Below are 11,952 nucleotides of genomic sequence, written 5' to 3' on the forward strand. Positions count from 1 at the left end.
TTAATAATCACAGAAGCGTTTAAATGAAAAATATTTACTCAGCGGCTCCATTCCCAAATCTTCCGCTAGGCCTTGGAACTATGCAAATTGGTATTGTTGAGCAACAAGACGGCGAAGATAGCGAGTTCCTTATGCGCCACAAGCTGGTCAATCTATTCGTTGACCGACTCGATGGTCGCGGATTCGGTAGCGGCGAGGCCGTTTGGTTTTCTTACTCGGCTGACTGCTGTGGGTTCATATTAGTTTTCTGCAAGCTTGTTGCTCGCTAACGGCTGCGCCTTTTGATCTGGTACATATGGCTATCGGCGTGGCTGAGTAGGGTATCGGCGTCTTCCCCATCGGCGGGGTAACAGGCCACACCGATACTGCAGGAGGGCATTCTGACTTTGCCAAATTCAGCGCCTAGCGGCTCGTTCATGACCATGAGGATCTGCTCCMCCTTGTCCGCAACGGCCCTCGTCGACTTGATGTCCGTTAATAGAACCGTGAATTCATCTCCGCCCATCCGGGCCACCGTGTCTGTTTCTCGCACACAGCTTTCCAGCCGTCTAGCTACCGTGCAGAGCACTTGGTCACCCGCGGCATGCCCATGAATATCATTGATACATTTGAAGTCATTAATATCTAGAAACAGCAATGCTAGGTTGTTCTGGTAGCGGTTGGCCGCATTTATGCCCGAGACCAGTCGATCATAGAATAGCGCTCGGTTGGTCAGTTTGGTCAGTGGGTCGTGATGGGCGAGGTAGCGTAACTCCTCCTCGGCCTGCATCAGGGCTGTGACGTTGCGCGCGACACCGATCCGCACCTCTTCTTCCTCGTACCAGCGGGCAGACCACAGAATATGTACGCTGGCGCCGTCCTTGCGGATATAGCGGTTGCGGAAATCCACGTGGGGCTTGCCGTCCATCACACGGTCAATGGAGTCCCGGGTGGCTGCTAAATCGTCAGGGTGCATATAGTTAGTGATCGGGGTGCCGATCAACTCGCGGGGTGCGTATCCGAGCAGTGACTCACAGGCATCGCTCACAAAGACGATCTGATTGTCCGCATCCACTACGAAGACGGTGTCCAGCATCAGATGAATCAGTTTGGGGTAGAGCGCTTGCAGGTCAACGGCCATAGGCTAGATACATCCGGTTAGCATTCCTCGACTATAGAGCAATCGCGAAGTGGACGATAAAGAATTCTGGAAATTTTGGGGGAAAGGTCACTCCCGTAATGACAAGCGCGTACCAGCCATAGCCAGGGTAGGCGTTGCCTCCCGAGGCGAGTGTCAACGGACGACATTCAGGGGTTGAAGCTTTAGTTACTCGCCTTTTCGGTGATTGGGGGGCCTATCCGCACACTGATGCTGGGCTCTCCCCCAGATATTAACGGTCAACTCGTCATTGAAGCCGTGCGTGGTGTCGAAAGTGTCCACGATATTCATCATGTGCACTTATGGCAGATGCAGGAAAACATGGCTGCTCTTGACTGCCACGTGGTCATTACGGAAGCAGGCTGGCAGCGGCTTGAGTCGATTAAGACAGAGATCAAAGCGCAGTTAAAAACGCGCTTCAACATTGTCCATTCCAGCTTAGAGTTTGAGCATATTGATCACGCACATCAGGATGCCAACCTTTATGGGCATGAGTAATACACGCTCACGCTGGTATACATAAGCAGTCATTTAGCTTGGTTTGTGCAATAAAATCTTGGCCTAAATTGCCAAATAATCACTGAAATCGAGAGAGAAAAATGTTCAAAAAAGCGACTTTTATGCTTGCGGGTACGTTGATGCTGACAGCTGCCATCGTGGTGGTATCGAAACCTGCACTATTGGACATGCAAGCTGAGGCGGCGAGTGAGGATGCTGCACAGGCCGAGAGCTCCTTGGTGCGTTCACACTCACCGATCCTGGGGCCGAAAGAGGCTCCTGTCACCATTGTGGAATTTTTCGACCCGGCCTGCGAAGCCTGCCGTGCTTTCTATCCTCTCACCAAAAGTATTCTGGAAACCTATCCTGAGCAAGTGCAGCTAATCGTGCGCTACACCCCTTTCCACGGTGAGGTTTCTGATACGGCCATTCGCGTGCTGGAAGTCGCTCGACACCAGGAGGTATTCGAACCGGTACTCGAAGCTCTGCTCTCTCGTCAGGATCAATGGGCATCTCATGGCCGTTTCGATGAATCAGCTATCTTGGAGATTGCCAGCCAAGCCGGTCTTGATCGAACTGCCGCTGAGGAGCAACTCAACTCAGCTGAAGTGCAAGCGGTGATTGACCAAGACATGGCAGACGTCAAAACGAATCAGATTCGCCAGACGCCAACCTTTTTTGTCAACGGTGAGCTGCTAGAACCCTTTGGTATGCAGGAGTTGATTGATGTCGTAAAGAGTGAAGTCGAGGAGATATCTGAAGAGGAAGAAGCCCAATGAATCAGCGCTGGTTGCTGATAGGGCTTGTGAGTTTAAGCCCTGCGCTGGTCGAGGTCAGTTGGCGAGAGCACCTATTTTTGGGTAAGCGCGGCCAAATTGACTGCCCAATCGGCGTTGTATTCGCCACAAGACAATAAGGCAAATCATTCAACTTTCATTTTACTGACATCGCCTCGTCACTTAATACCCGCAATCTGCTTAATGTTGGATCGTCTTCCTCCTTATGMAACAGCGTCGAAAGAACGATCGAACGGCTTGAGCCTCGGTGCCAAAGGCGCATCATTCAAACGACATTTCTCTAGGATTAAGGAGCAGTAAAATGGCCGATACTCCCCCAGTCGACAATGCTGGCGGCGGTGCTGATTCTGCAATCGCCGACATGAAAGCAGTGTTCGATCAGGCGATCGAGAAGTCCGCAGAAATCACCAAAGTCACGACAGAGAAGAAAACCGAGCTCGACGCTACCAAGCAGCGTCCGCAAAACTGATGCTCGGAAGTCGCGGGCGGCGTCAGCCGCTCGCGGCCTTGTTGTTGTTTCCTGTCCACGCATTCCTGGACGGTAGAGATTTCAAAACCTCGCCCGGATGAATGCCCCTTTATCGAGACATTCGACGGAAGAGCCCTCCAAGCTTCGTACGACACGGCGAGTTAAGTATATGACTTTATTCACCTCAGCTTCAGCGTCGGTACGCGAAGCCGTTACGACGCTCAAGGTTATCGCAGGCTTGCATCGCGGTGCCTCCATTACGCTCACTGAGCCGGTCTGCTGTATCGGTAGCGACGATTCTACTGATGTCATGCTCGGCGATCCGGGCACTGCACCACACCATATTGTGTTGAGATTCTATGGTCGTTATATCGCTATCGAGGCGCTTGGTGGTGACATTACCATTAATGGCCGTAGCGTCAGCCAGGGCACTGGTTTGCGCTGTGAATTGCCAGCGAAGCTTCATTYCAACGACGTGGCACTCGAGCTTTCACGCCCCCCAGCGCCTGCCATATTCCCAGGGCTGCCGACAGTTCCTGTGCGTTGGCGTAAGTGGCTAAATCGCAGCGCCACGCTCGCCGCACTGGTCGTAACGCTGGGAGTACTGGCTTTCTATGAGTTCATCGATGTCAATCAAGCCGACGCCAACATTGGCTATCATCCAGTTACGGCAATGCTCGATGAGCAGGCCCTGATGGACACTGCCCAGAGTAATCCCCCAGTGATGGATGAGGCTCGCCCGAGCCCGGTTCAAGCACTGCGTGAGCGCCTGGCGGATGCCGGACTTGCATCGCTGGAGGTCACCGACAGTGGCGACTATATCAGCGTCTCCGGTCACTACGACCCCGACCAGGCGGGCGCTTGGAACGCCACCCAGCGTTGGTTCGACCAGCATTACGGCAGTCACAACGTGCTACTTAATGAAGCTCAACAGAGTGAGGTGCCGGTTCGCCCCGACCTGCAGTTTCAGGCCGTATGGTTAGGCAAGAACCCGTACGTAATCGACGCTCGTGGCCAGCGTCTCTATCCCGGCGCGTCGCTGTCGTCTGGCTGGGTTATTTCCGCTATCGAAACGGRTCGAGTGCTGTTGAGCCGTGGCGATGACCAGTTTGCCCTGACCCTATAATCCGGCGTATATCGCGATGAAGATCACTGATCGTCTTGTTCCACGGGATCGTTATCACGTCGCTGACATTGACCCCGTCAAGCCTAGCGTCGTCGAGCAGCCGTCGCAGCAGGACGATACGTTCACGCAGGCTGTCAGTGAAGCCCGGCAGCGTGGCTCAAACCGTCCTGCGTGGACTGAGCGCCTCGAAGCGCTCGCGCGCCCGGAGGCCATTGATCCTGCCAGCTACGCTAACCTTCGCAGCATCGAGCTGCTCCAACACGTAGCTGACAACGTTCTACCTTCGCTGGACGCCGATGATGACATTATGGCGCTGGCGAAGGAGGTGATCGGTGAAGAGATTGATTGGCGCCAGGCATGGGAAGGCCGGATGAGTGAAGCAAACGCGCTGCCGCTGGACAACATCACCGATCAGGAGAGCGTGCCATGAGCGATACCGCTGATCGAGATGCCGTCGACCTACTGCATTTGATGGGGCACCTCTATCTCAAAAGTGGTCAGGTACAGCGCGGGTTGGTATTGCTGCTTATCGCGACACGCATGGCACCGAATCACACCGGCGTGCTGCAGGCGCTGTGCCAGGGGTTCCTTGCCAGCGGCAACGGTCAGCGTGCGCTTAATGTGCTCGACCGGCTCGAGGCCGCCGGTGAACAGGATGACGCCGTGCCACTCTTGCGTAGCCGCGCCCACTGGGTCAACGGTGAGCATGATACCGCTCGTCGCCTATGGCGAGAGTATCTCGAGCGGCGGCGTCACCCGGAATCCCGGCAGGGAGAGACCGTAACATGAACAAGCTCCTCGGCCGTCTCAATACCCTGGCTCGTCAGGCGTCCCAGCGCAGTGACGTGATCATCGCCGTTTTTATGGTGCTCTCGGTAGTGATGATGATCATCCCGCTGCCGACGGCAATGGTCGACACGCTGATTGGTATCAATATCGGTTTCAGCCTGCTGATTTTAGTGGTGGCGTTCTATATCTCGCACCCGGTGGAATTCTCCTCGCTGCCGCCGATCATTCTGCTCGCCACGCTGTTCCGGCTGGCGCTTTCGATCTCCACTACCCGGCTGATTCTGCTCGAGGGTGACGCTGGCCAGATCGTTTCCGCCTTCGGCAATTTCGTTATCGCCGGTGAGGTGGTCATCGGCATGGTGGTTTTCCTGATCATTACGGTGGCCCAGTTTCTGGTGATTACCAAGGGCTCGGAGCGCGTAGCGGAAGTGGCGGCGCGTTTTACTCTTGATGCCATGCCCGGCAAGCAGATGAGCATCGACAACGACATGAGAAACGGCGACATCGAACCCGCTGAAGCCCGTCGCAGGCGCTCGCTGCTGGAGAGCGAAAGCCAGCTCTATGGCGCAATGGATGGGGCGATGAAGTTTGTTAAGGGTGATGCCATTGCTGGCCTGGTGATTCTGTTCGTCAATCTTATCGGTGGGCTGTCGATCGGCATGCTCAAGCACGACATGCCCTTCGGCACGGCGGTGGAAACCTACTCGCTGTTGACCGTCGGCGACGGCCTGATCGCACTGATTCCCGCATTACTGATTTCGGTTGGCGCGGGTACCGTGGTGACCCGCGTTAGCTCCGATAACGCCAGCGATTTGGGCAGTGAGATTGTCGGCCAGCTTGGCAGCAACGCCAAGGCATTGGGTTTAACGTCGGCGGTGCTGTTCTGCGCGGCCTTCGTGCCGGGCTTCCCATCGACTGTCTTTCTGACGTTGTCAGCACTGCTGGGCTTAGCTGCCTTTTTCCTGCATCGCCGTCGCCAGACGGCCGATACCGAGACGGAGCAAGCAGCGCAAGCCGAGGTTATCACCGCGACCCCAGCTACTGAGACCAACGCCGTGAACGAGGCGGTGAACGAGGCAGCACCGCCCAATGCCGCCGATGACGATCCACGCCAGTACCGCGTGATGCTCTGCCTGGCTGCAGGGCTTGTCGATAAGCTATCACTCGACTTACTACGTGAAAGCGTTCAGGCCACCCGCGAAGGTGTTGAACGCGATCTGGGAATTGCCATTCCTCAGGTGGGAGTTCGCCTGGAACCCGCCCTCAGCGACCAGCGCTTCGCCATTGAGCTGGATGAAGTGCCGGTGCTCAACGGTGAACTACCAGACTCTTCAGTACTGCTCGACGACGATGCCGATGTTTTGGAATTGCTTGAGTTGACCGCCTTCACGCAACCAGCGCTCGTTGGCCGCGGCAGTTGGCAATGGCTTGCCGATGAGGACGCTTCAGCGCTGACGGAAGCCGGGATTCGCTATCGTACGCTGGATCAGGTGCTGGAGCGCTGTCTTGAGCGCACGCTAACGCGTTACGCCGGCGAGTTCGTTGGGATTCAAGAGGCGCGTGCCCTGCTTTACAAGATGGAAACACACTATGCCGAGCTGGTGACCGAGGCCGTTCGGGTGGTATCGCTACAGAAAATCGCCGAGATTTTACGTCGCTTGGTCAGTGAGGGCGTTCCGGTTCGAGCCATGCGCACTATCCTTGAAGCTATAGTGGCCTGGGGGCCGCAAGAGTCGAGCAGCGCTCGGCTGAGCGACCGCATACGCCTTGCCATGGCGCGGCAGATCAGTCACCGCCATGCCCGCAGCGATCGGGTTCTGCCTGCCTGGATCGCGACCCGGCCGCTGGAAGAGGCTCTGCGTACCGCACAGCGAAATAGTGAGAACCAGCCCGTCCGGAGCGGCATGCCGGCACCTCTTTCGCGGGCCTTGAACGGCTGGTTCCAGCAGCAGCTTGAAGCGCTCGATAGCGACCTTCAGCCAGTGGTGGTGGCGGCCAGTGACGTGCGCGCCGCGCTGCAGCAGTGGCTAAAGCAGCACGATATCGATCTTCCTGTCATGGCCTGGCAGGAGATCGCACCGGAATTCAGCCTGCAGGCAATCGCCCAGATACGCCTGCCCAAACCGATCCCACGCCGGGAATCGGAGGCAACCGCCAAGCTGTAACACGCTTGCGAAACAATGACGCCGTGTGTCGATGATTCAACACCCATGCAAATCGCTACAACAGGGATGAAGAATAACCGTGATCAGCATAAAACCCGTCGATAGAAACCCTCCCCAGGCTGTCCGGAATTCGACGCTTTGGGTATGGGCGTTACTGCTGTGGTTCGCGGTAATTCCTGCCAGTGCTGATGTTTCCGTGGACGCTTCCGGAGGTGCGATGACGCTGGAGACTGGGCAGGGGCGTATCCTGCGGTTCGACCAGGACGTTGCGTCGGTGTTCGTCGCTAACCCTGAGGTTGCTGATGTGCAGGTGGTTTCTTCCGGCGTCATCTATCTCTTCGGTAAACAGGCCGGTGACACCAACCTTATCGCGCTGGGGGCCGACGAGCAGAGCCAAGCCTCGTTGCGGCTGCAGATTCGCGACGATAATGCGTTGGCTTCTCAGGCGCTACGGGATATCGACGGCGACAGCCAGATCCGTTTGCGTATGGCTGGCAACCAACTGGTGGCCGAGGGTAGCAGCCCCACGGTCGAGAGCGCCATGGCCACGCAATCGACCCTTGATGCCCAAGCGCCGGCCGGCGGTAGCATCAACCGCTCCAGTTACGATGGCGCCACTCAGATCAACATTCGGGTGCGTTTCGCCGAAGTCGCCCGGGATGAACTGCTCAGCTATGGAGTCAGTTGGAATACGCTGATCAACAACGGCTCGTTCTCTTTCGGCGTGCTCACCAGCAACATCGCCCCCAGTCCCATCGGTGGGGGTACCGATAGCATCGACGGTTTACTCCAGGCGCTACAGCAGAACAACCTGTTGCAGATCCTCGCTGAACCCAACATCACCACCGTCTCGGGGCAGACGGCAAGCTTCCTTGCCGGTGGCGAAATTCCTATTCCGGTGCCGGTTAACAGCGAACTGGTGGGTATCGAGTACAAACAGTTCGGTGTCTCGCTACTGAGCACGCCAACGTTGCTGCCTAACGGCCGGATCTCAATGGAAGTGCGCCCCGAAGTCAGCAGCATTGCCAGCGATAGTGTCCGTATTGGTGGCTATGACGTGCCGTCTCTTCAAGTTCGGCGCGCCGATACCGTGGTCGAGGTGGGCAGCGGGCAGACCTTTGCTATCGCCGGCCTGTTTCAACGTCAGGCGAGCAATCAAATCGAACGAATCCCGCTCCTCGGTGATATACCGATTCTGGGTAATCTATTTCGATCAAGGCGGTTTCAGCGTAACGAGACCGAGCTGGTCATCCTGATCACCCCGTATTTGGTGGCACCATCCTCCGCGCCGACACCCAGAATGCCGTTGGATCGGGCACAGGTTAGTCGCAATCCTCAGCTCGAAGATGACCCTTTCGGATTCTATTTGCAATGAGGCTAAGCAACGTTCCTATGTCACAGCTATTTACCTATTGGACGCGCATGGCTTTMCGCCTTGGGCCTTGTTTAGTGGCGTTGCTGCTGGCCGGCTGCCAGTCCTCGATGGGGCCGATGAACTGGGACACCGGGTACCGGCAGATGACAACGACTGACGCTGCGCATGAATCAACGATCATGCCACGTCTCTGCCAAGCTGGGCCTGACGATGCAGAGCGAGCCGGGCTGCCACCTGGCTGCGCCAACGACTTCAATCTGCAGCAGATGATCGTTGAGCCACAGGATTTGGTAAGGGGAAGAGCAATGGGGCCCGCCATGGGCGCGCCGGTAGCAGATGCCGCGAATGAGTATCTAAACGGCCGCGAACGTGCCAACCAGCGTCGTTCGCTATTGGAGCAGGAAGCGCGCAATGCCATGGGCACCAACGCCACTACCAGTGATCTGTGACGGTATTAGTTAGAGGCTGATGCCAACCCGAGTGCCCGGGCGCGGGCGGCGGCATCGGGCAGCGTTGCTATGTGCTCGGCACTGGCTATCAGGGAAAGGCGGTTGGCCGCCGATAGGTCGGGGATATCGACTTGCTGTGCCTCATCGCTACGCCCAGCCAGAACCAGCACAAGAATCAGGTTGCGGAAATGGCGTTCCTCTGCCAGCGGGGAGTCCGTAATGCGCTGCATGTTCGCGATGGCCTGGGTGTTTTCGCCAGCCAACGCTTCGGATAGCGCCAGGTTGGCCTGAGCGTCGAGATCACGCGGCTCAAGTGCCACGGCGTTAGCAAACGCGCTGGCCGCCTGGGCGGGCTGACCGGCCAGCGCTTGGGCGGCGCCAAGGCGGCTCCAGGCCGCCGCGCTGTCTATTTCAGGAGCCGCCAGGGAAAGGTTGCGCAGGGCGCTTTCCGGTTGACCTAGGCGCAGTTGGGCTGTCCCGAGGCCGAGTAATGCTGGCGCTAAGTGGATGTCTTCGGCAAGCGCGGCACGAAACGCCTCAGCGGCTGCCTGGGGCTCGCCACTGGCAAGCAGTGCATTGCCCAGGCGAACCTGAATATCTGCGGAGGGGCCGCTCTGCTCCAGGGCGCGCTCGTACATCGCGGCGGCGGTCGCATGGTCGCCTTGCTGATCGACATCTTTGGCCAGGTTGAGCAGGCGACTTTCATCGATCTCGGAAGGCGTCGCAGCGCAGGCTGACAGTATTAGGCTCAGTATCAGGCTTGGCCCGGCGACGAGTGCAGGCCGGCTCATGCGGGGCAAAAACGTACAAAATGCCTTCATCCGTGACTCAGTCCAGAGGTTTAGGAAATGAAAATCAGTGTACCGGAGAAACCAGGCTTGGGGCAGCAGGGATATGGATGAAGCGTGATGCGTGTTTACCCCAGAAGGGCAAAAACTCAAAAAGACAGATTGCCGGTCACTCAACTGTCATCGGGGGGTGGGTAGGATGATGGCAGATAGGTGGAAGCACCCCTGGCTGGGCCATCTTGTGATGCTGGTGCTCGGTTGTTGTTTGCCAGACAGCCCCACGCTGGCCGCCGAGGCGCCTTGGGCGGATCGCGAATATCGCTATATCGTGATCGAGCAAAGCGTGCGTGATGTGTTGCAGGAGTTTGGTCGCAACCTGTCACTGCCCGTTGAGGTCAGCGACGTAGTGGATGGTGAGGTGCGTGGTGATATTCGCGCCAGCACCGCTGGCGAGTTCCTCGCACAGGTTTGTGAATCCAACGGTCTGGGGTGGTTTTTCGATGGCTATGTGCTGCATGTCGCCGCCCGCCAGGAGCTGAGTCGTCGGACGTTTGATCTAACCGATGTCGATATACCCCGCCTGCGCGCAGAAATTACCCAGGCACAGATCGGCAATCCGTTGAGCGCACTGATTCGTGCAGAGCACGACAGTCTTGAAGTGATGGGCCCGCCCGCCTGGATAGCGGACATAGCCCAACGGGTCGAAGCGTTGCGCCAGCCGAGTGCGCCGTCGATCCCCGCTGAAGTTAAGGTCTTTCGAGGCAGTGTGGCCCAGCCGCCTGGCTCGTGAGTGAGCAAGCGATGAAACCCACAGGAGGCAGTCCATGGCTATCGATCCCGTAAGCAGTAGTAACCCGGCAACAGAGTCGCTCCCCGATTCCCAGGCTTTCGACGACGCCGTCGATAACGCGAAGCTGCAGGAAACAATGGTAGAGGGAATGGTCAAGGTCGGCGGGCAGATGATTCTGATGCCGATGATGAACAATATTCTCAAGGAAGCACAGTCCGACGAGTAATGACGAGGGCGCGACCCCCATCGCGGTGTTCGCGCCTTTCTTAGCCGATGCTAGGGACTATTCCGACGAGGTGAATGATGACTCCCGTGACACCACCGGGCAGCGGTGCGCTAACTCCGACACCCATGCCAGAGGTTAGCACCGATACGTTGGCATCACAGAATATTTTCGAACATATGACACAGCAAGCCGGTTCATCTTTATCGGGGGCCAGCCCCAGTGAGCTGGGCTCAAGTCTGCTCAACAACCTTGATGGCTTTATTGACCGAGTCAATAACTTCGCTCAGCAGGCTAAGACTCCCGATGTGCAAACACCTGATCGTTTAGCTCAGGTGATGCCCCAGAGCGTGTCCGACGCTGGCGACACGCCACCCGCCTTAGGGGATGACAAGCTGGCGCAAGTCGTAGAATCGCTGGGGCGTGTTTTTGATCACTCCATCGAAACCACCATGATCGTTCGCGGCGCCACTCAGGTTTCGGGGTCGGCGAATACCTTGCTAAAAGGCCAATGACACTTGCACTTTAATAAACAATTCGACGGCAAGCAGCAAGTGTCACAACGCAGGTGGCGTAACGCCCTGCGGGGCATGGTGTTTCTGGTTATGGCGCTACTGCTTCAGGCCTGTGACACCGATCTCTACACTAATCTCGACGAGCGTGAGGCGAATATCATCGTGGCAACGCTGGCCCGCAACGGCATACCTGCCGCACGTCAGGCACAGGACGAAGGTCAAATGACCGTCACTGTCAGTGAGGAGCGCTTCGCCGAGGCGGTAGAGATACTCGATCGTGCCGGGCTGCCGGAACAGAAATTCGCCAATATGGGCGATATTTTCCAGGGTAACGGGCTGGTGTCGTCTCCCGTGCAGGAACGCGCTCAGATGATCTTTGCGTTGAGCCAGGAGCTCTCGCACACTGTGTCGCAGATCGACGGCGTACTCTCGGCGCGGGTTCATGTTGTGCTGCCGGACAATGATTTGCTACAGCAGAACAGTACGCCGTCTTCGGCTTCGGTCTTCGTGCGCTATATCCCTTCGCTGGAGATCGCTCCACTGATTCCACAGATCAAGACGCTGGTAGCCAATGGTATTGCTGGCCTCTCCTACGACAAGGTCTCGGTGGTGCCTGTTGTCTCTGCTATTCCCGAGGAAATGGACACGCTGCCGCAGCCGATGATGGGCTCATTTCTGGGTGTCGCGATGCCAGCGTCCAGCGTTTCCCGTATCGGCTGGATCATCGGTCTGCTGAGCGTTGCAGTGATCGGACTTGCCGCTACGGTCGGCTGGTTGGTCTGGCGTCAGCGGCGCCAGCACCCCTACTCATTGACGACAGCGCCATGAGA

At 57.2% G+C, this 11,952-nt stretch carries 16 protein-coding genes; 14 read left to right on the top strand and 2 right to left on the bottom strand.

Translation table 11 applies throughout. The features are described from left to right. Window positions 1-265: 265 nt before the first annotated feature. Window positions 266-1,120: a sensor domain-containing diguanylate cyclase gene (locus HALO_RS02125; RefSeq protein ID WP_050712960.1), complete on the bottom strand. Its 855-nt coding sequence runs from the start codon at window positions 1,118-1,120 to the stop codon at window positions 266-268. A gap of 228 nt (window positions 1,121-1,348) precedes the next feature. Here HALO_RS02125 and HALO_RS02130 point away from each other — a divergent pair, with 228 nt between their 5' ends. From HALO_RS02130 to HALO_RS02165, 10 genes are all read left to right on the top strand, one after another. After that, entirely contained in the window at window positions 1,349-1,636 is a 288-nt protein-coding gene (locus tag HALO_RS02130) for a cation transporter dimerization domain-containing protein (RefSeq protein ID WP_231896795.1), read from the top strand. Between the two features lie 101 nt (window positions 1,637-1,737). Beyond that, window positions 1,738-2,415: a DsbA family protein gene (locus HALO_RS02135; protein WP_035581494.1), complete on the top strand. Its 678-nt coding sequence runs from the start codon at window positions 1,738-1,740 to the stop codon at window positions 2,413-2,415. Continuing rightward, window positions 2,412-2,552: a hypothetical protein gene (locus tag HALO_RS23180; protein WP_157738118.1), complete on the top strand. Its 141-nt coding sequence runs from the start codon at window positions 2,412-2,414 to the stop codon at window positions 2,550-2,552. The genes HALO_RS02135 and HALO_RS23180 overlap by 4 nt, the downstream gene beginning before the upstream one ends. 182 nt (window positions 2,553-2,734) lie before the next feature. Next, window positions 2,735-2,902 carry a hypothetical protein gene (locus HALO_RS23185; RefSeq protein ID WP_172821650.1) on the top strand — a complete coding sequence of 56 codons (168 nt, stop codon included), beginning with the start codon at window positions 2,735-2,737 and terminating at the stop codon, window positions 2,900-2,902. A gap of 169 nt (window positions 2,903-3,071) precedes the next feature. After that, window positions 3,072-4,028 (top strand): SctD/MshK family protein, encoded by a 957-nt coding sequence (locus tag HALO_RS02140; protein ID WP_050712961.1) that lies wholly within the window; start codon window positions 3,072-3,074, stop codon window positions 4,026-4,028. A gap of 16 nt (window positions 4,029-4,044) precedes the next feature. Beyond that, window positions 4,045-4,458 carry a hypothetical protein gene (locus HALO_RS02145; protein ID WP_035581490.1) on the top strand — a complete coding sequence of 138 codons (414 nt, stop codon included), beginning with the start codon at window positions 4,045-4,047 and terminating at the stop codon, window positions 4,456-4,458. Then, the gene (locus HALO_RS23020; protein WP_035581488.1) at window positions 4,455-4,817 is read left to right on the top strand and encodes a tetratricopeptide repeat protein; all 363 of its coding nucleotides are present in this window, start codon (window positions 4,455-4,457) and stop codon (window positions 4,815-4,817) included. The genes HALO_RS02145 and HALO_RS23020 overlap by 4 nt, the downstream gene beginning before the upstream one ends. After that, entirely contained in the window at window positions 4,814-6,982 is a 2,169-nt protein-coding gene (sctV, locus tag HALO_RS02155) for a type III secretion system export apparatus subunit SctV (protein ID WP_035581486.1), read from the top strand. Before HALO_RS23020 ends, sctV begins: the two co-directional genes overlap by 4 nt. A 79-nt stretch (window positions 6,983-7,061) precedes the next feature. Continuing rightward, on the top strand, window positions 7,062-8,357 hold the full coding sequence (locus tag HALO_RS02160) for a type II and III secretion system protein family protein (protein WP_050712962.1): 1,296 nt from the start codon (window positions 7,062-7,064) through the stop codon (window positions 8,355-8,357). A gap of 17 nt (window positions 8,358-8,374) precedes the next feature. After that, window positions 8,375-8,806, top strand: a complete 432-nt coding sequence (locus HALO_RS02165) for a hypothetical protein (RefSeq protein WP_050712963.1) — start codon at window positions 8,375-8,377, stop codon at window positions 8,804-8,806. Window positions 8,807-8,811: 5 nt separating this feature from the next. On the opposite strand, the gene HALO_RS02170 is transcribed toward HALO_RS02165, so the two are convergent. Then, on the bottom strand, window positions 8,812-9,627 hold the full coding sequence (locus HALO_RS02170; protein WP_050712964.1) for a tetratricopeptide repeat protein: 816 nt from the start codon (window positions 9,625-9,627) through the stop codon (window positions 8,812-8,814). 169 nt (window positions 9,628-9,796) lie between these two features. On the opposite strand from HALO_RS02170, the gene HALO_RS02175 reads away from it, so the two are divergent. The 4 genes from HALO_RS02175 (at window position 9,797) to sctJ (ending at window position 11,950) form a co-directional block, all read left to right on the top strand. Continuing rightward, the gene (locus HALO_RS02175; RefSeq protein ID WP_152561138.1) at window positions 9,797-10,384 is read left to right on the top strand and encodes a type III secretion protein; all 588 of its coding nucleotides are present in this window, start codon (window positions 9,797-9,799) and stop codon (window positions 10,382-10,384) included. A gap of 34 nt (window positions 10,385-10,418) precedes the next feature. Continuing rightward, window positions 10,419-10,610 (top strand): hypothetical protein, encoded by a 192-nt coding sequence (locus HALO_RS02180; protein WP_035537911.1) that lies wholly within the window; start codon window positions 10,419-10,421, stop codon window positions 10,608-10,610. 77 nt (window positions 10,611-10,687) lie between these two features. Then, entirely contained in the window at window positions 10,688-11,122 is a 435-nt protein-coding gene (locus HALO_RS02185; RefSeq protein WP_035581483.1) for a hypothetical protein, read from the top strand. A gap of 3 nt (window positions 11,123-11,125) precedes the next feature. After that, window positions 11,126-11,950: a type III secretion system inner membrane ring lipoprotein SctJ gene (gene sctJ, locus HALO_RS02190; protein WP_081899104.1), complete on the top strand. Its 825-nt coding sequence runs from the start codon at window positions 11,126-11,128 to the stop codon at window positions 11,948-11,950. The last annotated feature ends 2 nt before the right edge of the window (window positions 11,951-11,952 follow it).

The organism is Halomonas sp. R57-5 (assembly GCF_900070345.1).
Classification (GTDB): Bacteria; Pseudomonadota; Gammaproteobacteria; order Pseudomonadales; family Halomonadaceae; genus Vreelandella; species Vreelandella ventosae_B.